At 65.7% G+C, this 26805-nt stretch carries 20 protein-coding genes; 13 read left to right on the top strand and 7 right to left on the bottom strand.

The genetic code is table 11. From position 1 onward, the window contains the following. The 5 genes from JWS14_RS43805 to JWS14_RS43785 all read left to right on the top strand — a co-directional run bounded on the left by JWS14_RS43805 (position 1) and on the right by JWS14_RS43785 (position 6863). The gene (locus JWS14_RS43805; RefSeq protein WP_095870622.1) at positions 1 to 411 is read left to right on the top strand and encodes a hypothetical protein; all 411 of its coding nucleotides are present in this window, start codon (positions 1 to 3) and stop codon (positions 409 to 411) included. A 17-nt stretch (positions 412 to 428) separates the two neighbouring features. Further along, positions 429 to 1964, top strand: a complete 1536-nt coding sequence (locus JWS14_RS43800) for a long-chain-fatty-acid--CoA ligase (RefSeq protein ID WP_206016567.1) — start codon at positions 429 to 431, stop codon at positions 1962 to 1964. Between the two features lie 209 nt (positions 1965 to 2173). Then, the gene (locus tag JWS14_RS43795) at positions 2174 to 4882 is read left to right on the top strand and encodes an ABC transporter permease subunit (protein WP_206016566.1); all 2709 of its coding nucleotides are present in this window, start codon (positions 2174 to 2176) and stop codon (positions 4880 to 4882) included. Further along, the gene (locus tag JWS14_RS43790) at positions 4879 to 5622 is read left to right on the top strand and encodes an ABC transporter ATP-binding protein (RefSeq protein ID WP_095870619.1); all 744 of its coding nucleotides are present in this window, start codon (positions 4879 to 4881) and stop codon (positions 5620 to 5622) included. The genes JWS14_RS43795 and JWS14_RS43790 overlap by 4 nt, the downstream gene beginning before the upstream one ends. Then, positions 5622 to 6863, top strand: coding sequence for an ABC transporter substrate-binding protein (locus JWS14_RS43785; protein ID WP_095870618.1), 1242 nt, complete (start codon positions 5622 to 5624; stop codon positions 6861 to 6863). The genes JWS14_RS43790 and JWS14_RS43785 overlap by 1 nt, the downstream gene beginning before the upstream one ends. A gap of 83 nt (positions 6864 to 6946) precedes the next feature. Here the strand turns inward: JWS14_RS43785 and JWS14_RS43780 are convergent, their stop codons facing one another. Next, positions 6947 to 8881, bottom strand: a complete 1935-nt coding sequence (locus JWS14_RS43780; RefSeq protein WP_206016565.1) for a flavin-containing monooxygenase — start codon at positions 8879 to 8881, stop codon at positions 6947 to 6949. Positions 8882 to 9403: 522 nt separating this feature from the next. On the opposite strand from JWS14_RS43780, the gene JWS14_RS43775 reads away from it, so the two are divergent. Continuing rightward, positions 9404 to 10606, top strand: coding sequence for an acyl-CoA dehydrogenase family protein (locus JWS14_RS43775; protein WP_095870709.1), 1203 nt, complete (start codon positions 9404 to 9406; stop codon positions 10604 to 10606). Between the two features lie 108 nt (positions 10607 to 10714). After that, positions 10715 to 12577 carry an acyl-CoA dehydrogenase gene (locus JWS14_RS43770; protein WP_206016564.1) on the top strand — a complete coding sequence of 621 codons (1863 nt, stop codon included), beginning with the start codon at positions 10715 to 10717 and terminating at the stop codon, positions 12575 to 12577. A gap of 75 nt (positions 12578 to 12652) precedes the next feature. Here the strand turns inward: JWS14_RS43770 and JWS14_RS43765 are convergent, their stop codons facing one another. Beyond that, the gene (locus tag JWS14_RS43765) at positions 12653 to 14203 is read right to left on the bottom strand and encodes an AMP-binding protein (RefSeq protein ID WP_206016563.1); all 1551 of its coding nucleotides are present in this window, start codon (positions 14201 to 14203) and stop codon (positions 12653 to 12655) included. Continuing rightward, positions 14200 to 16344: an acetate--CoA ligase family protein gene (locus JWS14_RS43760; protein WP_206016562.1), complete on the bottom strand. Its 2145-nt coding sequence runs from the start codon at positions 16342 to 16344 to the stop codon at positions 14200 to 14202. The genes JWS14_RS43765 and JWS14_RS43760 overlap by 4 nt, the downstream gene beginning before the upstream one ends. 343 nt (positions 16345 to 16687) lie before the next feature. Here JWS14_RS43760 and JWS14_RS43755 point away from each other — a divergent pair, with 343 nt between their 5' ends. The 6 genes from JWS14_RS43755 to JWS14_RS43730 all read left to right on the top strand — a co-directional run bounded on the left by JWS14_RS43755 (position 16688) and on the right by JWS14_RS43730 (position 22283). Next, entirely contained in the window at positions 16688 to 17584 is an 897-nt protein-coding gene (locus tag JWS14_RS43755; protein WP_206016561.1) for an alpha/beta hydrolase fold domain-containing protein, read from the top strand. Positions 17585 to 17686: 102 nt separating this feature from the next. Beyond that, a complete protein-coding gene (locus tag JWS14_RS43750) occupies positions 17687 to 18199 on the top strand; it encodes a flavin reductase family protein (protein ID WP_095870613.1) in 513 nt (170 codons plus the stop codon). Then, entirely contained in the window at positions 18196 to 19116 is a 921-nt protein-coding gene (locus JWS14_RS43745) for an alpha/beta hydrolase (protein ID WP_095870612.1), read from the top strand. Before JWS14_RS43750 ends, JWS14_RS43745 begins: the two co-directional genes overlap by 4 nt. Then, positions 19113 to 19910 (top strand): enoyl-CoA hydratase-related protein, encoded by a 798-nt coding sequence (locus tag JWS14_RS43740; RefSeq protein WP_206016560.1) that lies wholly within the window; start codon positions 19113 to 19115, stop codon positions 19908 to 19910. Before JWS14_RS43745 ends, JWS14_RS43740 begins: the two co-directional genes overlap by 4 nt. After that, positions 19897 to 20535, top strand: a complete 639-nt coding sequence (locus tag JWS14_RS43735) for a 3,4-dihydroxy-2-butanone-4-phosphate synthase (RefSeq protein ID WP_206016559.1) — start codon at positions 19897 to 19899, stop codon at positions 20533 to 20535. The genes JWS14_RS43740 and JWS14_RS43735 overlap by 14 nt, the downstream gene beginning before the upstream one ends. A 50-nt stretch (positions 20536 to 20585) precedes the next feature. After that, on the top strand, positions 20586 to 22283 hold the full coding sequence (locus JWS14_RS43730) for an FAD-dependent oxidoreductase (protein ID WP_206016558.1): 1698 nt from the start codon (positions 20586 to 20588) through the stop codon (positions 22281 to 22283). A gap of 565 nt (positions 22284 to 22848) precedes the next feature. Here JWS14_RS43730 and JWS14_RS50755 read toward each other — a convergent pair. The 4 genes from JWS14_RS50755 to JWS14_RS43710 all read right to left on the bottom strand — a co-directional run bounded on the left by JWS14_RS50755 (position 22849) and on the right by JWS14_RS43710 (position 26793). Beyond that, positions 22849 to 23106: an alcohol dehydrogenase catalytic domain-containing protein gene (locus tag JWS14_RS50755; protein WP_269592345.1), complete on the bottom strand. Its 258-nt coding sequence runs from the start codon at positions 23104 to 23106 to the stop codon at positions 22849 to 22851. Positions 23107 to 23239: 133 nt separating this feature from the next. Then, positions 23240 to 23725 (bottom strand): MarR family winged helix-turn-helix transcriptional regulator, encoded by a 486-nt coding sequence (locus tag JWS14_RS43720; RefSeq protein WP_240960644.1) that lies wholly within the window; start codon positions 23723 to 23725, stop codon positions 23240 to 23242. A gap of 87 nt (positions 23726 to 23812) precedes the next feature. Continuing rightward, positions 23813 to 25363: an AMP-binding protein gene (locus tag JWS14_RS43715; RefSeq protein WP_206016557.1), complete on the bottom strand. Its 1551-nt coding sequence runs from the start codon at positions 25361 to 25363 to the stop codon at positions 23813 to 23815. Then, the gene (locus tag JWS14_RS43710) at positions 25360 to 26793 is read right to left on the bottom strand and encodes a pyruvate, phosphate dikinase (protein ID WP_206016556.1); all 1434 of its coding nucleotides are present in this window, start codon (positions 26791 to 26793) and stop codon (positions 25360 to 25362) included. Before JWS14_RS43710 ends, JWS14_RS43715 begins: the two co-directional genes overlap by 4 nt. Positions 26794 to 26805 lie beyond the last annotated feature (12 nt).

Below are 26805 nucleotides of genomic sequence, written 5' to 3'. Positions count from 1 at the left end.
ATGACCGTCTATTCGACAGACCTGACCAAGCTGCTCGGCACGATCACCGACACACTCGGCAGGCGTGTCGCTCCGGCGCTCGACGAAGGGCCCGCCCGGCTGGAACTCGCCGGCGTGCTCGAACAGCTCGACAACCTTGCGCAGCGTCTCGCGTGGGACCAGGCACGGCTGGGGCAGGTGTGCGAACGCACCCAGGAACTGGCAGGAAAACTCGGACTCGCACCCGATCCGGCTCCGGCCGCCGATGTCGATACGCTGCGCAGACGCAGACGAGAAGTCTCCGAATCCCTTCGCGCTGCTTACCACGGCGGAACCCCGGACGAGAGCCTCGTTGAAGCCGTACTCGAGTTCTCGGAACAGGACGTACAGGAACAGATTTCGATCGCACTGCGCGCCGGACTGCCCGGCTGATCGGGAGGATGGTGGAAATGCGTGTCCACGAACTGCTGGACCACTGGGCCCACCGCTTCCCGGACGAGATCTACGTCAGCGACGGCGATCGGAGTCTGACCTGGAACGAGATGCGGGAGTGGACGCATCGGGTCGGCAACTGGCTGGCCGACGCCCTGCAGCCCGGTGACCGGTTCTGCATGCTCGACCGGAACTCGCTGGAAATGATCGCGCTGTACTTCGGCGCCTCACGCGCCGGCGTGGTCCCAGTGCCTCTCAACTTCCGGCTGGCTCCCCAGGAGTGGAAGTACATCGTGGAGGACGCGCGGTGCACACTGGCCGTTGTCCACGAGGACTATGAGCAAGCGCTGACCTCTGTCGTACCCGGCGTCACGGTCTCGGTCATGCGGGACGACACGCCATCCGGGCTCAGGTTCGCCGACGACGTGGTCGCATACCCGGCTGACCGCATCGACCGGGACGTGCCGGCCGAATCGGTCTACCACCAGATGTACACCAGCGGCACCACCGGGAAGCCGAAGGGCGCCATGGTGACCCACCGGGCCGCGTGCACCAACGCGTTTCAGATCCAGCTCGCCCTCGATGCGAACCGGAAAAGAACGTTGTGCGTCATGCCCCTGTTTCACGCCGGGGCAGCGCTGCAGATCTTCGCCTACACAACCGGGGGGTGCTCGATCCGCGTGGTCCGCGACTTCGACCGGGCGAGCGTGCTCCGGTCGATGTCCGAATTACGTATCCAGCTTCTCACCCTGGCACCGGCCATGATCCAGGACATGGTCGCCGACCCGCTGACCGCGGAACTCGACTTCACCGGTCTCGACCTGATGGTCTACGGCTCGGCGCCGATGGCGGTGGAAGTGCTCAAGAAGGCGATGAGCCTCTTCGGATGCGACTTCGCGCAGGCCTACGGCATGACCGAATCCTGCGCGGTAGCAACCATTCTTGCACCGGAGGACCACCATCGGGCCCTCGAATCGAACCCGCGAATCCTCATGTCGGCGGGCCGGCCCGTCATCGGAACCGCGCTGCGCGTGACGGCACAGGACGGCAGTGACGTCCCGGTCGAATCCGTCGGCGAGGTCCTCGTGCGAGGGCCGCAGCTGATGAGCGGGTGCTGGGCTCTCGAGGATGCCACCCGCGCGACCCTCGACGGCGGCTGGCTCCGGACAGGTGACGCCGGATACCTCGATACCGAAGGGTTCCTATACATCTCGGACCGGGTGAAGGACATGATCATCTCGGGTGGCGAGAACATCTATCCACGAGAGATCGAGGAAGTGCTCTTCGAGATGGAGGGCGTGGCAGATGTCGCCGTCGTCGGCGTGCCGAGCGAGCGTTGGGGTGAGAGCCCGATCGCGATCGTGGTGCCAGACAAGGACACCGACCTCACCGAGCAAGACGTCCTCGACCACTGCCGGGCGCATCTCGCCCGGTTCAAGCGCCCCGTCGAGGTGAGTTTCGTCGAGTCGTTGCCGCGCAGTGCGGTCGGGAAGGTTCTCAAACGGGACCTGCGGGCTCCGTACTGGCGTGGACTGGCTCGCGCAGTGAACTGATCCTCCGAACGGCACGTGAACATGTTGGTGAGCAACGCTATTCGTAGACTTCTCGAAGCTGGACCAGTTGCATTCCTCGTTGCTTCGGGTAATGATGTGACGCAGCGCATATTCGCGCGGCCTCCCTGCGTCTCGGTGGCGGTTCCTATCCAGCGCTCGCGTGCTCGGAGGATCGACCACTGCGACGTCCTTGCCCAAGGAGCGCAAGAGTGGATCTCATCTCATTTGTCATCATCGGACTCGTAGCCGGTTCGATCTACGGATTGGCGGCCGTCGGCCTCGTTCTCACCTACAAGACATCGGGAGTGTTCAACCTCGGGCACGGCGCACTGGCGGCTCTCGCCGCCTACTCGTTCTACGTGCTCAACGTTCAACTCGAGCTGTCGTGGCCGATCGCAGCGGCCGGCACCGTGTGCGCAGTCGGACCCGCGGTCGGACTGCTCCTCGAATTGCTCGCCCGAAGACTGCAGGGTGCCGCGTTGCCGCTCCAGATCGCCGGCGTCGTCGGAATCCTGCTGGTCGTCCAGGCCGGAACCCTGCTGATCTTCGGTGCCCAGGAGGTACGCAGGGTACCGTCGTTCCTGCCGAAGGGCCGCATCGAGATCGCCGGCACCTTCATCCAGTACGACGACGTCCTGACCTTCGTGATCGCCGTGGTGGCGACGGCGGGCCTGTGGGCGTTCCTCCGGTGGACCCGGACCGGAATCGCCATGAAGGCGGTGGTGCAGAACCCCGAACTGCTCGAGCTGGTCGGGCACAGCGCAACACGGGTGCGCCGGTGGGCCTGGATTCTCGGCACCGTGATGGCCTCCCTATCGGGTGTCCTGCTCGCACCGATCATGCCCCTGGACCCGGTCCAGCTCACGTTGCTGGTCGTCGCGGCCTATGCCGCCGCCGCGATCGGAACCTTCAGCAACCTGCCGGGAACGTTCGCCGGCGGACTCGTCGTCGGTGTGCTGGCCGCCCTGTCGACCCGATGGCTGACGAACGGCATCCTCGCCTCGCTCCCCGCGGCACTTCCCTTCGCGATCCTGTTCGTCGTACTGCTCTTCTTCCCGAAGAAGTACCTCGCCGACAAGACCGCCGTCCGGATCCATCCCCGGGCGACGTGGAAAGCTCCGGTCCGGCTCCAGGCCACGGGAGGCGCCCTGGTCGTCGCATTCCTGGTGACCGTTCCCCTCTTCGCCGGAATCCATCTGGTCGACTGGACGGTCGCGGTCGCGATGATCCTGGTCTTCGGGTCGCTGTCGCTGCTGGTGCACACCTCCGGACAGGTGTCGCTCGCCCAGATCGGGTTCATGGCGATCGGTGCCGCAACGTTCTCACACCTGCTGCAGGGAACCGGGATGTCGTGGCCCGCCGCGCTGCTGCTCGCCGGTGCGGTCGCCGTGCCGATCGGTGCGGTGCTGGCGGTACCGGCGATCCGTCTCGGTGGGTTGTACCTGGCGATCGCGACGTTCGGGTTCGGAATCTTCCTGCAGCAGATGTTCTACACACAGGACTTCATGTTCGGCGCCGCGTCGTCGGGACTCGAGGTACGACGGCCCGACACCATGATCGTCGACCTCGCATCGGACACCGGGTACTACTACCTCGTCTTGGCGATCGCGGTCGTATCGGTGGCCGTGGTGTTCACACTCGAACGCGGCCGGCTGGGCCGACTGCTGACCTACATCAAGCAGTCGCCCCGAGCAGCGGAGGCCAACGGCGTTCCCGCGGCGGTGACACGAGTATTGATCTTCTGCATCACGGCGTTCCTCGCGGCGATCGGGGGAGCGCTGGCAGCTTCCGCCCAGCAGAGCATCTCGGCCGACAGCTACGCCCCGATCATCTCGCTGACCGTGTTCGTCATCATCGTCCTGAACGGTCCGGCGGTGCCGTGGAACGCGGTTCTCGCCGCGGCGGCATACACGCTCATTCCCAGCTACTTTCCGAGCACCGAGGTGGGGACCTACCTGCAACTGCTGTTCGGGATCAGCGCGATCGCGCTCGTCATGTTGCCACCAGCACAGCTCCCGGTGCGGGTGACGTCGCTCGTCGACCGGTGGTTCCGTCGCGACGATCGGACCGAACCGGCACTGCGCACCGAACCGGTCGACGTCGAACCGATCGAACCCGTAGTACTCGAGGTTTCGAAGGTCGGCGTCACGTTCGGAGGTGTCAAGGCGCTCGATGGTGCCGACATCGTCTGTACTCCGGGACGAGTGACAGGGCTGATCGGCCCCAACGGGGCAGGCAAATCGACATTGTTCAACGCGGTGACCGGGTTGGTCGCCACCTCCGGCGGATCGGTGTCCCTCGGTGGAGCCGACCTTCGAGGGAAGAGTCCGTCCGCCCGGGCGCGTGCGGGCATCGGCCGCACGTTCCAGACCGTCGAGCTGTTCGAGTCGATGACGGTGCGGGACAACGTGTCGGTCGGCGCCGAGGGACGGACCGTCCGGCTCGACCCGATCACCCACCTGCGGTCGTCGAAAGCCGAACGGGACCGGATCCGGTCGGCGACCGAATCCGCGCTCGCGGCGTGCGGCCTCGAGGACGTCGCCGACCAGCATGTGATGAATCTTCCGACCGGCACCCGACGATTGGTCGAGGTTGCCCGCTGTCTGGCCGGCGGCCACACGATCCTGCTCCTGGACGAACCCTCGGCGGGTCTGGACCACAACGAGTCAGCACGACTCGGCGAGCTGATCCGGCGGGTCGTCGACGAACGCGGAATCGGCGTGATCCTCGTCGAACACGATGTCTCGCTGGTACTCGGCGTCTCCGACGACGTGTACGTCCTGGAATTCGGACGCGTCATCTTCTCCGGCTCTGCCGCCGACGCGCGTCGGTCGAGTGTCGTGCAGGCGGCATACCTCGGAACAACGGAGCCGGTCGACGAGGTGCAGTCGGGTCGGGAACTGGAGGAGATCAAATGACCACGCCGACCTTGCAGGTGACCGGCCTGTCCGCCGGCTACGGGAAACTGACCGTGCTGCGGGACGCGAACGTGACCGTGGAGCCCGGTTCGGTCGTCGCGCTGCTCGGTCCGAACGGTGCCGGAAAGAGCACCCTGCTCGCGGCGATCGGTGGGTTGCTCACGCCGACTTCGGGTTCCGTTCGGCTCGGGGAAACGGACATCACCAAGCACCGACCGGCAACACGAGCCGCTGCAGGAATCTGCCTGATACCCGAAGGGCGGGGAATCTTTCCGGGACTGTCTGTGCGGGAGAACCTCCTCCTTGCGGTGGACGGATCTCTCCGCGACCAGTACGCGCTGGCATTGGAAACCTTTCCCGAGATCGGCAGGCGTATGGACGCGAAGGCAGGAAGCCTGTCCGGAGGCCAGCAGCAGATGGTCGCCCTGGCACGCGCCTTCCTGCCCCGCAGTTCCGTAATCGTTCTCGACGAGGTGTCGATGGGGTTGGCGCCGCTGGTGATCGACCAGATCTTCGACGCTCTCGGTGTCCTCCGGGACTCCGGGAAGTCGATCCTGCTCGTCGAGCAGTACGTCGGTCGCGCGCTGACCAGCGCGGATGTGGTGCACCTGATCGACCGCGGGCAGGTATCGGGTCCGATCGATCCGTCGTCGCTCGACGAGGACGAGCTCATGAGCCGATACCTGGGAATCGATATCGGTACCGACTTGGAAGAATCTACAGCTGAGGAGAACGTGTGATGAGAACGATGTGGAGGCGGGCTGCGCTCGCGGCCGCGGTGGGAGCACTTGTGCTGTCCGGCTGTTCCGCCGAACAGGAGCAGTCGCCGACACCGTCGACGACTCTGACGAAACCGGCGATCGTGGTCGGCACGGTCTGTGGGTGCTCGGGAGTGTCCGCACCCACCCACGGCCGGGTCGACGACGTCGCGCAGGCCTGGGCCGCGAGCGTCAACGATTCCGGTGGAATCAACGGCCATCCGGTGGAGGTCATCGTCAAGGACATCGGCCAGGAGCCGTCGAAGGCGCTGGCCGCGGTCAAGAGCCTCGTCGAGGAGGATGGGGTCGTCGCGATCGTCGGTCCCATCACCGGTACCACCGGGTCGTGGCGGCAGTACGTCGAGGAGAAGGGGATCCCCGTACTCGGGGGCGTGCCCTCCGACGCAACGTTCCTCGCGAGCGACAACTTCTACCTCGCGGGCTCTCCCAACCCGGTCATCACCTACGGTCTGGCGAAGCTCGCCCGTGAAGAGGGCACGACCAAGCTGGGTGTCGTGTACTGCTCGGAATCCCCCGTGTGCGCGGATTCGGATGCGCTGGCGGGCAAGTCGGCGGCCGATGTCGGAATCGGGTATCTCTCGGTCAAGGCCGCGGCGGCCGCCCCCAACTACACCGCGGTGTGCCAAACGATGAAGAACGAGGGTGTCGACGGCCTCTTCCTGGCTCACATCACCAGTGTGGACGTCCGGATCGCGGAGGACTGCCACAAGATCGGTTACGAGCCCCAGTTCTACAGTTCTGCCGGAGCGGTCGGCAACGAATTCATGGAGTCACCGGCCGCCGACGGATTGCTGTTCACGCAGTCCAATGCTCCGTACTACGACCCGTCCGTTCCGGTCGTCGGTGAGGCCCGGGAGACGATCGACTCGTACTACGAGGGATTGACGGACTCGGCGCAATTCTCGGCCGTTGCGTTCGATTCCTGGATCGCCGGCAGGCTTTTCGAGGCCGCCGCCGGCCGCGCAGGGCTGACGTCGGACTCCACACCCGCCGATGTAGCTCGGGGACTGGGCGAACTCGATGGTGACACACTGGGCGGGTTGGCTCCGCCGCTGACCTACTCCGACACCGGCCGCTCCTACCCGACCTGCTATTACGTCGGTGAGGTCCGAGAGGGGCAGCTGGAAGCTCGTGACGGCGGAAATTCGATCTGCCTCGACGAGTCCGACCTCGAGTCGGAGGTCTTCGCGACAATCCACTGAGTAGCGACGATCGACCGAGTAACAAAGAAATTCGCCGGGTGTCTTCGGAAACCCGGCGAATTCCTGTTGCCTCGTGTCGGCTGTCAGGCCCCGCGACGCTTCGTCGCCGTGAAGTCCCCAGGTTCGGGGTTGGCGGTGCGCGCCCAGTACTCGGGTACCGGCCAAGGCGAGTTGGTGACCACTCGTCCGCTGGAGTTACGGTAGTAGCTGCTCACCCCGTCCATCGCGTACACCATGGCGGCGTTGGCCTCGTCGAGCTCGGAGTTGTAGCGCTCATACGGCTCCTGCTTGCATTCGAGGGCTGCGAGATCCTCGGTGACGAGCCGGCTGATCGACTCGACGACGTACCGCACCTGGGCTTCGGCGATGGTGATGTAACTACCGCCGGGCGGGTTCGTGTTCGGACCGTAGAGGAAGAACAGATTCGGGAATCCCGGCGTGGTGATGCCGAGGTACGCGCGCCCGTTGTCGTCGTTCCAGATGTCGCGCAGCGATGTTCCGTCGGTCCCGCGAATGTCCATCGGGTACAGGAAGCGTTGCTGCTGGAAACCGGTGCACAGGATGAGGACGTCGATGTCGCGGTGTTCACCGTCGGCGGTGACGATTCCGTCGGGTGTGAGTCGTTCGATGCTGTCGGTGAGGAGCTCGACGTGGGGCTTGCGGAGTGTGGCGAACCAGCCGTTGTCGATGAGGAGCCGCTTGCCGAACGGGGGGTAGTCGGGCAGCGTCTTGCGTTGCAGTTCTTCCTCACCGGCCAGTTGGCGCTTCAGGTACGCGGTGAAGTGCGCCCGGTACGCGTCGTTGAGGGAGCTGACGTGCTTGCCCTTCTCCTCGCGGCGCGGGTCGACCGGCAGCGCGGCGAAGGTGCGTTCGGTGTAGAGCCAGTACAGACGGAACCGGTACCAGCCCCGATAGAATGGGATGTTGTCGTAGAGCCAGTGCTTGGTGGCATCCGACTGCTGGAAGTAGTGCTCGTTGGGGGCGATCCACTGCGGCTGACGCTGCAGCACTGCCATGCTCTCGACCTGGTCGGCGATCGCCACGACGAGCTGCATGGCGCTCGCGCCGCTGCCGACCACCGCGACCCGCTTGCCGGTCAGGTCCAGATCGTCGGGCCACTGTGCGGAATGGACGATCTCGCCGCGAAACTCCGATGTGCCGGGGAAGTCGGGGACGTTGGGCGTGCTGTGCAGACCGGCGGCGGTCACCAACGAGGTAGCGCGCAACTCCTGTTGCGTGCCATCGGGTCCGGTGACCGACAGGATCCACAGTTGCTCGTCCGCGTTCCATGCTGCGGTGTCGACCGAGTAACCGAGCCGGATCCGATCGGTGATTCCCGCCTCGCGGGCGACATCGGAGACGTAGTCGAAGATCTCATTGCGACGGGCGAAGTACTCGGACCAATTCTTGGGACGGAACGAGAACGAGTACAGGTCGCTGGGGATATCGACCCGTGCGCCGGGGTACCGGTTCTCCCACCAGGTACCGCCGATGTGGTCGTTACGCTCGAGGACGGTGTAGGGAATGCCGGCCTTCTCCAGGTTGATAGCGCAGGTTATGCCGGATATTCCGGCGCCGACAATCGCGACACCGAAGTCGGGGCGCGACGTCCGGACGAGGTCACCGACGTTCTCGGGGGTGAAGGGTGCGAACCCGAGTTGTTCGGCGATCATCGGTGCGTAGACCTCGGAGATCGGTTCGCCCATGACCGTGCTCATCAACCGGGTCAGCTCGCTGCCGGTGGGCGCGGGGTGTGCGATCGGCTTGCCGTTGCACCAGTCGAGCACCGCGTCGGTGACCGCGTTGTGGATCTCCGCCTGGATCGCCGGGTCGAGGCCGCCGTCGTTCAGCTCCTCGAATCCCTTGGTGGAGGCTGGAAGATACGGTGAGGACAGCCACTTTTCTTCGCCGGTCAACTGATAGAGGACGGGGAGCAGGCAGGGGATATTGCCTGCGGTGACTGCGGCGTGCACGGTGGCACGATCGAGATTCGGGTTAGGGGTGACGGTGAGGCTCACGGTTCTCCTTCCGGAGTGTGTAGGTGGGGTTCGGTCGATCGGAGAGCGAAGGACATCGATCGCTGTGAGCCGCTCGACGAGGTGGCTCATCGAGCCTGGGTTAATGCTAACTATGGCTCGACATGGCGGTCAATGGATACTGAACTGCAATATATGGCCAAATAGTTAGTTGTCACTATGTACCCTACTGCGGAGAGGTGGGTGGCGGTGGAGTTGGATGTCGCGTGCGCCCCGAGACGTACGAACATCTTTCTTCCGACGCCGTCGGGCAACCCGCACCGGTGCGCCTACTTCCTCGTCTCGGGCGGGTCTGTAAATGAGCATTGTGGCCCTGGTCAAGGAACCAAAGGCGATTGACCTGCGCTATTGAGTATTGACATTAGTGGTAACTATGTTAGCTTACTCACACCGGAATGCTTCTCGATCAGCTTCGGGAGCGCCGTAGAGACTACGAAGACCGGTTGCGTGGGAGACACTCGAATGTTGGGCACGCCTCCGGACATCCCCACGAAAGGCATGAACATGACCGAGACGCTGACCCGAGACGCAGTTGCCGGCAGCGACAGGGAGGCCGACTATCTGCAGCGCGCTCGTTCCATCGCACCGCTGATCAGGCAGGAAGCGGCCGCCATCGAAGAGGGCCGGACGATCACGAAACCGGTCGCGGACGCGCTCGTCGAATTGGGCCTGCACGGAATGCTGGTCCCCGCAGAACTCGGCGGTGGCGGCCTGCTCCCCAGCGAGGGGATGCGGGTGTTCGAGGAGATCACCAAGTCCGACGCCTCGACAGGCTGGGCATGGATGGCCAGCGAATGGGGCACCGCCGGCGTGGTGGGTTACCTCGATCCCGCGGTGACGAAAGAACTGATGAGCAAGGACGAGCCCTTCATCGTCGCCGGTCAGCTCCTGCCGCGGTACCCGGGCGTGCAGGTCGAGGGCGGTTACATCATCGACGGCAAGTACTCCTTCGCCAGCGGCTCCGACCACGCCACCTGGGTGGGCGCCGGGTTCTTCGTCGCCGATGAGCAGGGAAACCCGATCCTGGGTGAGAACGGGCAGCCGCAGGCGCGTATCGCATTGTTGCCCAAGAACCAAGTCGAGTTCGAGAAGAACTGGGACGTATGGGGTCTCGCGGGCACCGGCAGCAATGACTACACGATCACAAAGCAGTTCGTTCCCGCCGAGTACACCACCCCCACCTTCGGTGGTACTCCGACGCGCTCGGAAACCATGTACAAGCTGACGAACGAACTGGCCGGGGGCCTGCCGCATGCGCCGATCGCGCTCGGAATCGCAACCCGTGCATTGGAAATCGTCGCGAGCATCACGGCTGGCAAGACCCGTCCCACCTACACTGTCCCAGTGGGGGACGCCGAAATCTTCCGGATCGACTTCGCGCGCAAGGAGGCCAACCTCCAGGCCGCGCGTCTGTACTGCTACGAGGTCACCAAGGCTGCCGAAGCTGCCGTGAACTCCGGACAGGCGGTGACCCCCGAACACATCGCCCGGGTGAGCCAGATGCTGTCCTGGGTGCACGAAGTCGCGGCCGATGTCGTGACTTTCGCCCATCGGTGGGGTGGCAGCCAGAGCATCGGCCGCAAGAGCACGCTGGGCCGTTTCGTTCGCGACATGAATGTGGCAACCCAGCACCTGCTCGTCGATCCGATCATGCTCGTCAATGCCGCGGGGGTTCTGCTCCCGATCTACGCAGAAGCCGAAGCCTGATCCGAGATTCCGGCCCGATCCTGAGATTCCGGTCCGGCCGCGCCTTCGGGCGCGGCCGGTGTTCCGGCCTGCCGGGGGCAGGCCGACGAGTGTGAGAGGTACCCGACCATGGGGCATTACAAGAGCAATCTCCGCGACGTGGAGTTCAACCTGTTCGAACTTCTCGAGCGCGACCGTGTACTCGGGACCGGTCCGTTCGAGGAGGTAGACCTCGATACCGCGAAGGTCGCACTGCGCGAGGTCGATCGTCTCGCCCGCGAGGAGCTCGCGGCCTCGTTCGAGGATTCCGATCGTAGTCCTACGGTCTTCGATGCCGCTTCGCACACGGTTACCGTCCCGCCGGCCTATGCGGCGACGTACAAGACGTGGATGGACGCCGAATGGTGGCGCCTGCGTGTGCTTCCCGAACTGGGCGGAACCCACGCGCCCAGTTCCCTGAACTGGGCTATCGGCGAGTTCGTCCTGGGCTCGAACCCGACCCTGTGGACATATGTGGGGTTCCCGACGGCCACGCGGGTGGTGTGGCGTCACGGCACCGATCGGGACAAGAAGATCGCGGAAATCGCTGCGGACAAGCAGTGGGGCGCGACGATGATGCTCACCGAACCGGACGCCGGTTCCGACGTCGGGGCCGGTCGCACCAAGGCCACCCCCAACGACGACGGCACCTGGAACATCACGGGTGTCAAGCGGTTCATCACTGCGGGCGAACACGATCTGACGGACAACATCATCCACATGGTTCTGGCCCGGCCCGCGGGTGTCGAGGGCGCCGGAGGGCCCGGCACCAAGGGACTCAGTCTGTTCCTCGTCCCCAAGTTCCACTTCGACCTCGAGACCGGTGAGCTCACCGGCGAGCGCAACGGTGTCTACGTCACGGGCGTCGAGAAGAAGATGGGCGTGAAGGTCTCCGCAACCTGTGAGATGACGTTGGGTGAGAACGAACCGGCACGCGGCTGGCTTCTCGGGGAGGTCCACGACGGCATCGGTCAGATGTTCGACGTGATCGAAGACGCCCGGATGATGGTGGGTTCCAAAGCGATCGCGACCCTGTCGAGCGGGTATCTCAATGCGCTCGAGTACGCCAAGATCCGGCTGCAAGGTGCCGACCTGACACGTTCGTCCGACAGGGCGGCACCCCGGGTGCCCATCACCCGCCACCCCGACATCCGCCGGTCGCTGCTCACACAGAAGTCGTTCGCGGAGGGGCTCCGGTCCCTGGTGCTGTACACCGCGTCGTGGCAGGATGAGATCGCGATCGGCAGCGCCGCCGGCACCGACACGACCCTCGCCGAGGCCGTCAACGACTTGCTCCTGCCCGTGGTCAAGGGATACGGCTCCGAACGTTCGTGGACGATCCTGGGAACGGAATCCCTGCAGACCTTCGGTGGATCGGGATACCTTCAGGACTATCCGCTCGAGCAATACGTGCGCGACGCCAAGATCGACACCGTCTACGAGGGAACGACCGCCATCCAGGCGCAGGACCTGTTCTTCCGCAAGATCGCCCGGAACAGGGGAGTGGCTTTCGGGCACCTTGTGCGAGAGATCTCGGGATTCGCCGACGATCCGGCCGCGGCCACGGAGCTGGCGTTCGAACGGGACCTTCTCGTCGAGGCGACCGACAGCGTGGAGTCGATCGTCGCGACGATGACTGCGGATCTCGCCCAGACGAATCCGAAGGTCCCCGGTGGTGACGAGAAGAACGTCTACAAGGTCGGACTCAACGCGAGCCGGCTGCTCTACGTGCTCGGTGACGTCCTCGTCGCCTGGCTACTGCTGCGCAGTGCCGCAATCGCTCTCCGCGCGCTCGACACGGACCTTCCCGCGGCCGAAAGGTCCTTCTACGAGGGCAAAGCTGCGGCAGCGCGGTTCTTCGCTCGCAACGTCCTTCCTGTCGTGGTGGCCGAGGGCAGGATCGCCGGTGCCGTCGACGATTCCGTGATGGGCCTGGACGAGGCAGCGTTCTGACGACAACAGCGTCCGAGAACGAGATGCGCGCCCGATCGAACCGATCGGGCGCGCATCTCGTGTGTGGTACCCGCGTTATGCGTGTCCGGTGGGCACCTCGGACGTGTGCTGCTCCCAGTAGTGGGCCTTCAACCTCCGCTTGAACAGCTTGCCGGTGTCCTCACGCGGCAGGACGTCCTCGAACACCACAACCTTGGGCACCTTGTACCGTGCGAGGCGACGGGCGACGTGCGCGCGGACGTCGTCCTCGGCGAGGGTCGCCCCGGGATCCGGTTGAATGTGCGCCGCCACGGCTTCACCGAAATCCGGATCGGGAATGCCGAACACCGCGACGTCGGCCACTCCGTCGAGGCCGAGTATCACCGATTCGATCTCGGCCGGATAGATGTTGACCCCGCCGGAGATGATCATGTCGTTCCGGCGGTCGCTCAGATACAGGAAGCCGTCCGCGTCGACATAGCCGATGTCACCGACGGTGACGAACCCGTCCTTCTCCATGGCGCGGCGTTTGGCGTCGTCCCCCAGGTACGTGAAGTCGGGCCATGCGGAGAACGGCCGGAGGTAGATGTCGCCGGGCTCACCGACGGCGGCCTCGCTGCCGTCTGCGGCGATGATCCGCACGGCGGCATCGGAGACCGGTCTGCCTACCGTGCCGGGGTGCGCGAGCCATTCCTCGCTCGAACAGATCACGGCAGCACCGGATTCGGAACCGCCGTAGTACTCGTGGACGATCGGGCCGAACCAGTCGATGATCGCGCGCTTGACGTCGGGTGGGCACGGGGCGGCCGCGTGGACGACGGCGATCAACGACGACAGGTCGTACCGCTCCCGCACCGGTGCCGGCAGCTTCAGCAGGCGCACGAACATCGTGGGAACGGCCTGGAGGTGTTCGATCCGGCGTTGCTCGATCGCCCGGAGGAGTTCCTCCGGATCGAAGCGCGGCATGATCTCGACGTCCAAGCCCAGTGCGAACGCGAACTGGAACTGCGTGTTCGGGGCGGTGTGGTACATCGGTGCGGCGACGAGCGTGGAACGTGCAGTGCCGAACCCGAACGCCGCGATCACCACCTCGTGCAGCGCGGTGACGTCCTGGGGAGCAGTCGGACTGCGCAGGATCCCCTTGGGCAATCCGGTGGTGCCGGAGGTGTAGATGACGCTCATGGGCGGTTCGGTGATCCCGGCGATGTGCGGCTCGTGGACGTCGAGCAGTTCGTCGAGGTCCGGGTATCGCCGCGAGGCGGCGGGACGGTCGAATCCGTAGGCGGCCGCCACTACCTGCGGCGTCCGCACTTCGACGATCGTGGTACCCGGCGAGAGAACCGCTTCGACCTTCGGGAGCAGGTCGGTGTGCACCAGCACCACCTTGGCCGCGCTGTCGGTGAGCACGTGACCGAGGTCGTCGGAGTTCCCGTGCCAGTTCGCAGGGACCGGAACCGCACCGATCGCGGCACCGGCGAGGGTGGCCTCGACGAAGCCGATCTCGTTGCGCATCACCAGCGCGTATCGGTCACCGTGCCCCACACCGAGCGCGGACAACGCCGAGGCCAGGCGAGTGGCGCGCACCCGTATCTCCGAGTGGGTACGGACGTCGTTGCCGCAACGGATGACTGCTTCGGTCGTCGTCATCGGTTTCCTTCCGTGTCGCGCACGATGCAGAGGGCGTCGACCGCGACGAGACCGTCCTCGGTGACGAGGAGCGGATTGACGTCGAGTGATTCGATCCAGCCGTGGCACGCGGCGGCCAGCTGTCCGAAGCCGACGAGAAGGTCGGCGAGCTGCGCGAGGTGCCAGGGCTCGGATCCGCGATAACCGTGCATCAGGCGCAGGTCGCGGAACTCGTCGATGAGAGCCACGGCGTCGGTGTGGGTCAACGGTGCCGGACGACCACCGACTCGTTCGAGTACCTCGACGAGGATGCCACCGATACCCAGCACCACCATCGGGCCGAGCTCGCTGCGTCCCTCGATGCCGACCAGCAGTTCACCTCGCGCGGCCGTCATCGGCTGGATGGCCACGGTCTCGGGCAGCCCGTGTTGCTGCGCGATCGCGCGTATGTCGGCCACGGCGCGTTCGAGGTCGTCCCGACCGACGTCCAGCGCGACGGCTCCGAGCTCCGTCCGGTGGGGCACATCGGCGAGTTTCACCGCGTACGGTCCCGCGAAACCGGGCTCGACCTGCTCACCGGTGTCGACGGTGCAATGCGGCGCCGTGGATATGCCGAACCGGTCGAGCAGCGCCATGGCCTGGGTGAACGGCAGAAAACTCCGGCCGTCACCGGCGTCGGGGAGCGGTCCGGTCGGGCGCGGGACGGGCGTAACGGCGTCGGCCGGCGGACGTGGCGTCCCACGGTCGCGGACGAACGTGCCCATCGTGTGCAGTCCGCGCAGCGTGCCGCGGAGCCCGTACCCGAGTGCGACGCTCCCATCGGAACCGATGACGTCCTGCGCATAGGCACCGACGGGGCCGGCACCGGCCGCGATCGCGACCGGCTTTCCGAATCGGCGTGCAGCGACGGCAACGTCGTCGATGAGGCGGCGGTACATCGGGGAGTCGTCGCCCTCGCCCCACATGTTGACGAAGACGACGGCCTCGAGTTCGGGTGATCCGACGTAACGGTCGACGATGTCCGTCCAGAACGTCGCGCCGAAGCCGGTGGTGTCGAGGGGGTTCGGGACGGTGATGCCCGGGATGGTCGAGCGCACCCAGTCAGCAAGGTCGTCCAGGGGCGGGAGGACCAGACCTTCCGCTTCGGCGAGGTCGTAGGCCAGGGACGCAAACCCTCCGGTCCCGGCAACGACACCGAGACGTTCGACCTTGTTCCACTTGGCGGGGTCGAGTTGGCCGACGAGCGACAGCCGGTCGACGAGTTCCTCGAGATCGTGGGCGAGTTGGATGCCTGCGTGACGGAACGCCACGTCGTAGGCCCAGGCGCTCCCGGCCAGAGCTCCCGTGTGCGAGGCCGCCATCTGCTGGGTCCGGCTGTTGCGTGCGAGTTTGAGCGCCACGATCGGCTTTCCCGCTGCGATGCATCGGCGGGCCGCGCGCAGGAACTCCTCGGGCCGGCGGATGCCCTCCACAATCAGTCCCACGGCGGCGGTCTCCGGGTCCGAGGCCAGGAAGTCCACGTAGTCGGCCATGTCGGTGGTGACTTCGTTTCCGGCCGAGATCAATCGCGAGATACCCATGCCGGTGCGAGCGCGGGCGGCGATCGCGATGCCACCGATCATCGCGCCGCTGTGGGAGACGATCGACACCCCACCCGCCGGCGGCCGGTAGTCCGCCGAGGCGGTCAGGTTGAGACTGCGGGGAACACTGATGTAGCCCAGGCTGTTCGGCCCGATCACGGCCATTCCGCCGCGTTGCGCTGCGGCGGCGAGTCGACGCTGGAGATCCTCCCCGTCCGCGCCTACTTCGGAGAAGCCGGCGGCGTAGATGACGAGCCCTCCGCAGTCGAGTGTCGCGCACTCCTCGGCCAGGGTCACCGTCCGTTCGGCCGACATCACGGACAGGACGGCATCGATGGGTTCAGCTATGTCCGCGATGGTGCGATAGGTCGGTTTTCCCAGAACGGTGGGTGCCGTGGGGTGGACGAAGAACACCTCGGCGTCGCTGTCGAGCGTCGGCTCGATGAAGGGCGCAACGGGGGATTTGTCGCTCAGTCCGACAACCGCGATGGTCGACGGGTTCAGCACGCGTTCGAGAGAGGGTGAGGGGCGAACGTCGGACTCCTGTGTGCGGGAGGAACCGTCGTCCGAGATGAGGGTCATGGTTGTGGACCTCCGGGCGAGAGTGGGAACGTCTGGACGAGTGCCCGGCCGTTGTGTCCGCGTCCGGGGATGTGTCGGGACGGAGCAGAACTCAGGCCGGGGAAAGGACCGGAACCGCGGGTGCGGGTACCGGCGGTGTCTTTGCGGCACAGGCTGGTGTGATCCGGGCCGTGCCACTATCTGCTGAAAATCTATCCTGTGAACCCTCGTTATGGCCAGATCATTGTGCATTTTGAAAAAAGTCCTGGGAAATACCTTCCACAGTTAGTGATAACTATGTAACATTGCTCACAACCCCATCGCGAGGCGATGTCGGGATTCGAACTCGATTTTCGGAGGACCCATGGCCAGGACCGAAGCTCTCGTGCGCGCCGAGAAGATGTGGGTGGAAGGTTTCCCTGACCCGGCGACGGCGACGGTGGACGATCTGCGCGACGCATACGACCGGCTGTTTCTGCAGTTCCCCCTCCCCGAGGGCATCGAGCCGGTCGAGGCTGAGGTCGGCGGCGTCCCCGTCCTGTTCGTCACGGCTGAGGGAGCGGCGCAGGACAAGGTCCTCGTCTGGTTCCATGGTGGCGGGTACATCATGGGCAGCGCGCGGGGCTTCCAGGAACTCGGACACAACCTCTCACGCGCCAGCGGCGTGACCGTCGTCCTGCCCGACTACCGGCGTGCACCCGAGAATCCGTTCCCCGCTGCCGTCAACGACGGCATCGCCGTGATCTCCGCACTCGTCTCGCAGTATGGTGCGGGCAATGTCGCGGCCGGTGGCGACTCGGCCGGCGGCGGACTCGGACTCGCCGCTCTTCTCGCGGTGCGTGACAAGGGTGAATCACTACCTGCAGCAGCGGTATTCATCTCAGCCCTCCTCGACCTCACGGCAAGCGGCGACAGCATCGACGAATTCGACGGCAAAGACGTCGCGGTCTCACGCGGGTCGATCGGCAACGTCGGCGACGCGTACCTGCAGGGCCACAATCCGAAGGATCCGCTGGCATCTCCGCTCTTCGCCGACCTGCACGACGTGCCGCCGACACTCTTCCTGGTCGGTTCCGGTGAGGTGCTCCTCGACGACTCCCGTCGAGCGGCCGCCGCGATCGTGGAGAACGGCGGAGCGGCGAGCGTCTCGACGTACGACGACATGGTCCATGTGTGGCCGCTGTTCTCGTCGATCCTGCCGGAGGGCATTCAGGCCGCGGATGAAGCTGGAGCCTTCATCCGCAAGCAACTCGGACTCTGACACCTCGTCGGGTCCCACCAGACATGCGGGTGCCGCACCGGCGGTGCGGCACCCGCATTCCACTCCTCCATCCGGCATCACCACGTACGAAAGGCATCCGACATGCCCGCACAGCAACTCGACGAACTGGCAACGCGCTTCCGCGACGCCATGGCCGCGGTGTGCACACCGGTCGCGGTCGTGACCGCGATGGACGGGGACCGCCCCCACGGCACGACCGTCAGCGCCTTCGCGTCGCTGTCGATATCGCCGCCGTCGGTGCTGGTCTCCCTCGATCGGGGATCGGACCTGCTGGCACTGGTCCTCAGATCGGGGCGCTTCGGGATGAACGTCCTCGGCAGTCGGCAGTCGGCGCTCGCCGGGCAGTTCGCGCGCAAGGGGCAGGACAAATTCCAGGACGTCGCGTGGCGGGTCGACGGGGGAGTGCCGCGTATCGCCGATGTCCCGCACTGGATCGCTGCCGAGGTGATGGAAACCCTGGAGGTGGCCGACCACACGGTCGTGTTCGGGCGCGTCGTGGACATCGCCAGCGAAACGATTCCGCCCCTGACCTACCACGGCAGGGCTTTCGGCACCCACGCGGCGCTCGCGACCACGGGCAGGGCGCAAGCATGACTCACTCGGAAATCGTCGACTCCGCAGTCGATCACCAGGGTGCGCTCGAACGTGCCCGAAACTCCTTCGCCGCGGTATTCGGCAACGGACGCCTCACACTCGAACAACTCCGGCACAACCTCGACGAGATGATGCTGGAACCCGAACTTTCCGCGGATGTTTCGGTCGACGAAATCGTCGTCGGCGGCGTCGGAGCGTTACGCGTCGCGGCCGGACCCGCGATCGACGACAACGTGCTCGTGTGGTTTCACGGCGGTGGCTACGTCATGGGGAGTCCGTACGGATACCGCCATGCCGCCGCAGCGCTGTCCCGGGCGCTCGGGTCCGCGGTCATCCTGCCCGACTACCGGCTCGCTCCGGAACATCCGTTTCCCGCCGCACTCGAGGACGCGGCGGCTGTGGTGGACGCCTTGATCGCCGAATACGGACCCGGGCACACGGCCGTCGGCGGTGATTCCGCCGGCGGTGGCCTGACGGTGGCCGTCCTGGTCGACGCCCGCAACCGCGGCGCCACGCTGCCTGCGGTCGCCGTCGCGGTGTCTCCCCTCGCCGATTTCACGGCATCCGGAGAAAGCGTCGCCACCAACCGGGACACCGACCCGGTCATCACCGAACGCTCGCTCGGCATGCTCGCCGCCACATACCTCCGCGGGCACGACCACGACCACCCCCTTGCCTCTCCGGTCTTCGCCGACCTCACCGGCCTACCTCCGATCCTGCTGCTGGCCAGCGACAGCGAAATCCTGCTCGACGATGCGGTCCGGATCCACCATGCGGTGCAGTCCGGGGGCGGCACGAGCACGCTGTCCGTCTACCCGGACACCTGCCATGCGTGGACGCTCTTCACCGACTTTCTCCCTCGAGCACGCGACGGCGTCGCCGAGATCGCTGACTTCTTCCGGAAGGTTCTTCCATGACTGTGAGTATCGTCGACGACAAATCGGTGCGGCACATCCTGATCGATCGTCCCGAACGCATGAACGCCGTCGACAAGGACACCTTGCACAACGTCTCCGATGCCGTCCAGAGTGCCGGCGAGGATCCCGCCGTGCGAGTGATCGTGCTCTCTGGGACAGGCCGGTCCTTCTGCGCCGGAGGAGATCTCGACGTCGAGGACCCGCTGTCGGTCGAGAACACTGCCAGCACCTCCGACGCGGCTTCCCGGTGCATCACCACGATCACCCGAGTCTCCCGTCCGGTCGTCGCCGCCGTCCGCGGACCAGCTGTAGGAGTGGGGGTCTCGCTTGCCCTCGCCGCCGATCTCACCGTCGTCCGATCCGACGCCTTCTTCTCGATGCCGTTCACCTCGATCGGGTTGATGCCCGACGGCGGTGCGACGGCACTGGTCGCCGCATCGGCCGGCCGCGCGATCTCGATGCGGATGTCGCTGCTCGGAGAACGCCTGAGCGCACAGGAAGCCGAGCGGGCCGGACTGGTGGCGGCAGTGTACGAGCGGGACGTGTTCGAGTCGGAACTCGAAGAACTCACGACACGCCTGAGCGGAATCTCCCTCGACTCGATCATCGAAACCAAACGCGCCATCAACGAGGCGAGTCTGCGCGAACTCGGGAACGCGTTTGCCCGTGAGCGCGATGGCCAAATTCGATTGACGACCAGGGACGACTTCCGCTCCGCAATCCTGGCCTTCACAGCCAAGCGCTCTCGGCCGGAATCCGCAACCAACGCGAGGAGCGGCAATGTCGATCGCTGAGATCAGCTATATGCCCCGGCTCGATCCGCGGTGCACTGTCCAGGATCGCGTCGAACGGGCGGTGGCCGATATCGCCGCCGGAAAATCGATCGTTCTGTTCGATCCCGCTTGCGGAGAAGCGAGCCTTGTCGTTGCTGCCGAGTTCGCGACCACCGAATCCCTGGCGTTCATGATTCGGCACACCTCAGGGTTCGTGAAAGTCGCGGTACCGGAGGAAGATTGCGTCCGTCTCCAACTGCCTCAAATGTGGCAACTTGTTGCACCGGTGGTGAGTTCGATCCCGGCGGTGACCGTGGACGCCGCGGAAGGTATCGGTACCGGAATCTCGGCAGCCGACCGAGCGCACACCATCAGGACCATCGCAGACCCGCGTACCGTTCCGTCCGGGCTGTCCCGGCCGGGACACGTGGCCCCGGTCATTGCCCGAAACGCTGGGTCGGGCATCGCCGAAACGATAGTGCGCTTGGTGCAAGCGGCCAGCATGCGACCGATGGCCGCCATGTGCGAACTCGTTTCCCCAATCGATGCGACGAGGATGGCGAGCGAAGGAGAGGTCAGCGACTTCGCGCGAGATCACGCGTTGACCTACCTCTCGGTATCCGACGTAGCGATGCGCGTGCACTGAGTGCCGGATTCCCAGTTACCGATCCGGTGGCCTTCGTCTGAGGAGTTTCCATGTCTTTTGTTGTGACACAGCCATGCTGCAACGATGCCAGCTGTGTCCCGGTGTGCCCTGTCAACTGCATCCGCCCGACCCCAGATGATCCGGAGTTTCGCACGACAGAAATGCTCTACATCGATCCGCAGACCTGCATCGACTGCGGCGCGTGCATGGAAGCGTGCCCCGTCGAGGCGATCTGCCACGAGGACGAACTTCCGGAACACCAGTCGCGGTACCGTGAAATCAATGCGGAGTACTTCCGTCGCCACCCGCTCGACTCTTCCGTACCGCCGTTCGACAAGCCGATGCCGGTGAAAGTGCCGAAGCTGGACGTGCCTTTGCGAGTGGCCGTCGTCGGCTCGGGACCGGCCGGTGTGTACGCCGCGGCCGAGTTGCTCGGCAGAATGCCGAGCCGCGGCGTCGAGATCGAGATGTTCGATCGTCTGCCCACGCCGTGGGGTCTCGTGCGCGCTGCGGTCGCCCCCGATCATCTCGGCACGAAGGCAATCACCGAAGTGTTCCGCAAGATCGCTGCGAAGCCCGGGTTCCGGTTCCACCTCAATGTCGAGATCGGCCGGCATCTCACCAATGATGAGCTGCTCGCTCACCACCATGCCGTGATCTATGCCGTCGGCGCACTCGAGGACCGCGAACTCGACATCCCCGGAACGGAGCTGCCGGGCAGTGTAGGAGCCACCGAGTTCGTTGCCTGGTACAACGGGCACCCCGATTTCGCGCACCGGACATTCGATTTGGGGTGCGAGCGTGCGGTGATCATCGGGAACGGGAACGTCGCCCTGGATGTCGCGCGGCTACTCGTCACGGACCCTGATGAGCTGGTTCGAACTGATATGGCAGAGCATGCAGTGGAAGCTTTGCGCAAGGGCAAGATTCGAGAGGTCGTCGTGCTGGGGAGGCGGGGGGTCACCCAGGCTGCGTACACCACGCCCGAGCTCCTGGCGCTCGGTTCCATCCCGGGTGTCGACGTCGTGGCCGATACAGGCGAGTTCGACCTCGGAGATGCGACCGACGTTGACCGGTCCTTTTCGGCGGACCTCAAGACTCGGATCGCCCGAGAGTACGCCGACGTAATTCCCACTCCGGGGCACAAGCGCATTGTCTTGCGGTACCTGGCGTCGCCGACCCGGATTCTCGGGAAGGATCGTGTCGAGGGCGTCGAGATCGTCCGTAACGAGCTGGTCCGGGCCGAGGACGGTGCACTCGCGGCCCTGGCCACCGAACATCGGGAAGTCCTCGAGGCCGGGCTGATACTGAGGTCGATCGGTCTCCGCGGCACCGCCGTACCGGATGTGCCCTTCGACGACGTCTCAGGGAGGATCCCCAACGTCGACGGCAGGATCGTCGATCCGAACACCGCGGCGACGATTCCGGGGTTGTACACCACAGGATGGGTCAAACGCGGGCCGTCGGGTGTAATCGGCACCAACAAGCAATGCGCCCACGACACGGTGGCAGCGTTGATCGACGACATGGTCGGGGGACGGCTGCCGCAGCCGAAGTTCGGTGACGGAAACGCTCTGACTGCGCTGGTCCATGAACGCCGCCCCGAGGTCGTCGACCGGGAAGGCTGGTTGGCGATCGACGCGGAGGAACGGTCACGCGGACGGGAACGCGGCCGCCCTCGAGTCAAGCTCACCAATATCAAGGAGATGCTCGATATCGCACGCAAGGTGACAAATACGGCGAAATAGAACGCGATCAAGTGCTGCAACGCCGGCGTAGAGGACGTCGAGTGAAACCGTGCCCGGATCCTAAGTGACCAGAGTTCACCGGCCGTTCAGGCAATCGCGAGCGCAGGAAGTGGAGGGGCGGTTGCGCTGCTCTTGTCGTGCAACTGAGTGTGTGTTACTGCACCTGGATGGCCGCCGATGCCACCATGCCTTCCTCACCGTGACCCGGTCAAAAAGGGGCCCCCAGAACCCGGCGACGACAGCGACTTGATCGCATTGAGCGTGCCCGAGATCCGACGGCTGCTCTGCGACCTGATCTGGACGTATGCACCCGATCCGAGCCACGTCCTGGCACGCTCCCAGTGGCGTCGCCGCCACCAACACCGAGCCCGACGACAATCCCACTACCGAGCCCGACGACATCTCCCCTAAACGCGACTGTAGTACTAATTAAAGCCCCCGATTCCGATGATGCCGACTTTGTCGCCAGGTCGAAACCGTGCGCGCGTAATCACGGCGTGGTGAGCAACGTTGCCGGCATCGGTACCCGCGGCAGCGGGAACGAAGTCGAGACCGTCGGGAATCCTCACACAGAGTTTGCGATGGCGGTTGTCTTCTCCGCGTTGGCGCCGTCCTTGAAGTAGCCATTGGCGTTGGGCGGACCCGAGGGCACCCCCACGCGGTCGCCCACCTCGAGGTTCGTGACGCCCTCACCGACGGCGGAGACGACCCCTGCGGGCTCGTGGCCCAGGGCGATGGGCAAACTTGGAAAATTAGCTGACCAGTTCGGATCGTCCAAGGCAGAGATATCAGAGTGGCACAGACCGCTGGCCTTGACGTCGATGATTACTTAGCCGGGCTGGGCCACTGGGGCGGGGACATCCTGCAGTTCCGGAGGCCTTCCTGCGCCGTTGAATACCCAAGCCTTCAGTGTGGCGTCCTTTCGGGAGATGACCGTGATACACGCAGGGTGAGGATCAGGCGTCCCCGGCGCTCTGCCGCATGGCGGTCAGCGCGTCGTGCAGCTGGGTCACATCAGTCGGGCTGCTACCACGCATTCCGAAGTCGATGGCCGTCAGAGCGCGGGTCGCGGTGTCGATGGCCTCGCGTCCCTTCTGGGTGATCGTCACGCAGGTGGCCCGGCGATCGGTGGGGTGCGGACTGCGCGCGAGGAGCTCGCGCTGCTCGAGCCGATCGGTGGCCAGCGTCGCGGTCGTCGCATGCACCATCAGGTTGCGGGCGAGGCTGGATATCAGCCGGGTCCCGTGCTCGGAGAGCTGCAGCGTCATGAGCAACAGGTAGTCGGTCATGTTGAGCCCGTGCTTCTTGAGCTCCGAGTCCACCTCGTCGGCCACCAGGCGCTGATACCGGAGCAGCGAGGTGAGGGTGAGGAACCGCTGTTCGTCACCGTCGAGCTTCTGCTGCTCCCAGTAGTGCCGAGCCCAATCCACCGGGTCGGTCATCGTATCCGGTGTGACCTCTGTACTTGTCACTCGCTTACCCGCCATTCTCATTAGTCTACTCATCGAGTTTCCGGCCGGAGGGCCGGCTCACCGAGCGGCGCCGAGATGGTCGCCGAGCGAGCGGATCTCGCCGGAACCACTCCCGGGCAGGCGGCGCATCGCCTTCTTGTCCAGCTTCCCCACCGCGGTGCGCGGCAGCGATTCGGTCAGGTAGACCTGCCGGGGGATCTTGTAGCCGGCCAGTCGGCTCCGCGCGAACTGCTCGAGCTCGGAGCGATCCGGCGGAGATGACGGATCGGCAGGAACGATGAGCGCGGCAAGGCTCTCGCCCATCTCGTCGTGTGGCAACCCGAAGCATGCGACGTCGGCGACCGACGGATGTTGGGCCAGAGCCTGTTCGACTTCGGCGGGATAGATGTTGACGCCGCCCGAGACGACCATGTCCGACAGACGGTCGGTGATCCAGACGTAGCCGTCGCTGTCCATCCTCCCGATCTCGCCGAGGGTGAACTCCTGGCCACTGCCGGCGCCGCTGATGTAGTTGATCCCGTGGCCGCTGGTGTCGCGGAACCACAGTGGGCCTTCGGTGTCCGGTGGCGCCGGCTGCCCGTCGTCGCCGAGGATGTAGGCCTCGAAAGGAGGTACCGCGCGACCGACCGATCCGGGACGCTCCAGCCACTCCGACGAGCTGATCATGCAGGTCGTACCGACCTCACTGGCGCCGTAGCTCTCCCAGACGCGATCGCCGAGCCAGTCGATCATGGCATGTTTCACCGGTACCGGGCACTTCGCGCCGACCTGCAGGACGTAGCGCAGCTCGCTCAGATCGGCGGTGCGGAGGCGCTCCTCGGGTAGCGCCAGCAGTCGCTGGAAATGGGTCGGAACCATGATCGTGGAGCCGATCCGGTCCCGTTCGATGGCCGCGAGCACTGCCTCCGCCCCGAACTTGCCGATCACTGTGACCGGCGCACCCCCGGCCAGAAGTCGGGTCCCGGTGAGCGGACCCGAGTGATACATCGGGCCGACCACCAGGTGCCTGCCGAAATCCACCATCCGGTTCTGCGCCAGGCCGGCCAGATGCCGGGTGATGTCGGCGCCACCCACCCATGAGGTGAACGGCAACTCGACGCCCTTCGGCCGTCCGGTGGTGCCGGAGGTGTACACCAGCGTCCGGCGGGGTGTCAGATCGGTCGGCGGCTCGGCGGGATCACGGGCCCAGTCCCGCCATGCGGCGACGCCGGCGGGCAGCGGTTCGGCGGATCGGCCCCAGGCGGCGACCGTGGTGATGCCGGCGAGTCGTGCGGCCTCGGCGGCGACCGGCGCGGTCCCGCGGTCACACAGCACCGCCCGGGCCCCGGAATCCTCCAGGATGTACGCGGTCTCGGCCGCCGTCAGATGCGAGTTGACCGCGACGGCCGACGAGCCCGCCAGAGTGCAGGCGACATATCCGAGCAGGGTCTCGGCGGAGTTGCCTGCGAGGATCGCCACCCGTCGCCGGGCGCCGAGATCGGCGGCGATCAGGGCGTTGACGGCGGGACGCAGCCGTTCGTCGACGTCGCGCCAGCTCAGCGCGCACTCGTCGTCGCGGAGCGCCACTTCGTCGGGACGCTCCGCGGCGAGCTGGGCGGCGAAGGTCATCGCGCTACCGCCACAGGCGTTTCCGTCGCCCAGTCACGCAGTTGCACGACGGCGTCGTGTTCCTTGCCGTGGACGTCGGCCAGCGGCAGGATGCCCTCGAAGATCTCGCCGTTGGTGCCGTCGACCGTCACGGTCTTCCCGATGAGGGAGTCCAGGACGCCCTGCCCACACCCGACGATGCACGGCGTGCCGAGTTCTCGACTGACCACCGCGGCGTGGCTTGTGGCTCCGCCGATCTCGGTGATGATGGCCTCGGAGACCACCATGCCGGCCACATCGTCGGGGTCGGTGGTGGGACGGGCCAGGATCACCGGGATACCCTCATCGGAAAGTTTCTCTGCCGCCTCGCAATCGGAGACCACACGGCCGCTGGCCACGCCCGGACACGCGGGCAGTCCGGAGGCGACCAGGGTGGCGTCGCGGCGCGCCACCGGATCAACGTGGGGTGCGGTTGCCGCCGCGATCTGGGCATCGGTGGCCAGGGCCACCGCCTCCTGCCGCGTGATGATGCCCTCCTGGGCGAGGGTCACCGCGATCCGGACCGCCGCCTGCGGCGAGCGCTTGGCCGCGCGCGTCTGCAGGAGCCAGAGTCGCCCGTTCTCGACGGTGAACTCGATGTCCTGGGCATCGCGACCGTGTCGCTCCAAGGCTTCCGAGGCCGCCATCAGCTGGGCGTGGACCTCGGGCAACAGCTTCTCGAGTTCTTCGAGGTGCAAGGCGTCGAACCGGCCGGACACCACGTCCTCGCCCTGGCCGCCGGGCAGCCACTCGCCGTACGGGGCGGGATCGCCGGTCAGCGGATTGCGGCTGAACAGGACGCCGGTGCCGGAGTTCTCGTCGTAGTTGCCGAAGACCATCGCCTGAACGGTCACCGCGGTGCCGCCCTCGTGACTGATGTCGTGGTGCGCGCGGTAGGAGCGAGCTCGTGGCGAGTTCCAGGAGGCGAACACCGCCTCCGCCGCGAGGATCAGGTCGTCCCAGGGCACGCCGGTGGCCTCGGTCCCGACCACCCGGGAGAACTGCTCGACGAACCGTCGGTGGGTGTCGGCAGCGAAGTCGGGACTGCCGCTGTATTCCGCCACGCGGCGCTCCACGTCGGTATTCATCCCGAGGTTGAGGACGGTGTCCATCATGCCGGGCATGCTCTGCGCGCCGCCGGAGCGAACCGAGACGAGCAGCGGCGCGGTGTCGCAGCCGAGGCGGCGGCCGGTCTCGGCCTGCAACCGGTCGATGCCATCACTCATGTGCTGCATGATGCGGTCGGTGAGCCGACCGTTGTTGGCACTGACCTCCGCGCAGAACGCGGTGGACAGGACGAATGCCGGCGGCACCGGCATCCCCAGGGCACGCATCCGGTTGATGCTGCGGGCCTTACCGCCGACGAGGGCGGGATCCAGATCGGGAGCATCTCCCAGCCAGATGAACGTCATCGGTGTGTTCCC

The organism is Rhodococcus koreensis (genome assembly GCF_017068375.1).
Taxonomy (GTDB): Bacteria; Actinomycetota; Actinomycetes; order Mycobacteriales; family Mycobacteriaceae; genus Rhodococcus_F; species Rhodococcus_F koreensis.
Note: the sequence above shows the minus strand (reverse complement) of the source record. Positions and strands in the feature narration are given on the sequence as shown.

Excerpts from the sequence above, each read along its gene's own strand:
- JWS14_RS43805 (WP_095870622.1), top strand. The coding sequence starts at position 1 with ATGACCGTCTATTCGACAGACCTGACCAAGCTGCTCGGCACGATCACC.
- JWS14_RS43800 (WP_206016567.1), top strand. The coding sequence starts at position 429 with ATGCGTGTCCACGAACTGCTGGACCACTGGGCCCACCGCTTCCCGGAC.
- JWS14_RS43790 (WP_095870619.1), top strand. The coding sequence starts at position 4,879 with ATGACCACGCCGACCTTGCAGGTGACCGGCCTGTCCGCCGGCTACGGG.
- JWS14_RS43785 (WP_095870618.1), top strand. The coding sequence starts at position 5,622 with ATGAGAACGATGTGGAGGCGGGCTGCGCTCGCGGCCGCGGTGGGAGCA.
- JWS14_RS43775 (WP_095870709.1), top strand. The coding sequence starts at position 9,404 with ATGACCGAGACGCTGACCCGAGACGCAGTTGCCGGCAGCGACAGGGAG.
- JWS14_RS43770 (WP_206016564.1), top strand. The coding sequence starts at position 10,715 with ATGGGGCATTACAAGAGCAATCTCCGCGACGTGGAGTTCAACCTGTTC.
- JWS14_RS43765 (WP_206016563.1), bottom strand. The coding sequence starts at position 14,203 with ATGACGACGACCGAAGCAGTCATCCGTTGCGGCAACGACGTCCGTACC.
- JWS14_RS43760 (WP_206016562.1), bottom strand. The coding sequence starts at position 16,344 with ATGACCCTCATCTCGGACGACGGTTCCTCCCGCACACAGGAGTCCGAC.
- JWS14_RS43755 (WP_206016561.1), top strand. The coding sequence starts at position 16,688 with ATGGCCAGGACCGAAGCTCTCGTGCGCGCCGAGAAGATGTGGGTGGAA.
- JWS14_RS43750 (WP_095870613.1), top strand. The coding sequence starts at position 17,687 with ATGCCCGCACAGCAACTCGACGAACTGGCAACGCGCTTCCGCGACGCC.
- JWS14_RS43745 (WP_095870612.1), top strand. The coding sequence starts at position 18,196 with ATGACTCACTCGGAAATCGTCGACTCCGCAGTCGATCACCAGGGTGCG.
- JWS14_RS43740 (WP_206016560.1), top strand. The coding sequence starts at position 19,113 with ATGACTGTGAGTATCGTCGACGACAAATCGGTGCGGCACATCCTGATC.
- JWS14_RS43735 (WP_206016559.1), top strand. The coding sequence starts at position 19,897 with ATGTCGATCGCTGAGATCAGCTATATGCCCCGGCTCGATCCGCGGTGC.
- JWS14_RS43730 (WP_206016558.1), top strand. The coding sequence starts at position 20,586 with ATGTCTTTTGTTGTGACACAGCCATGCTGCAACGATGCCAGCTGTGTC.
- JWS14_RS43720 (WP_240960644.1), bottom strand. The coding sequence starts at position 23,725 with ATGACCGACCCGGTGGATTGGGCTCGGCACTACTGGGAGCAGCAGAAG.
- JWS14_RS43715 (WP_206016557.1), bottom strand. The coding sequence starts at position 25,363 with ATGACCTTCGCCGCCCAGCTCGCCGCGGAGCGTCCCGACGAAGTGGCG.
- JWS14_RS43710 (WP_206016556.1), bottom strand. The coding sequence starts at position 26,793 with ATGACGTTCATCTGGCTGGGAGATGCTCCCGATCTGGATCCCGCCCTC.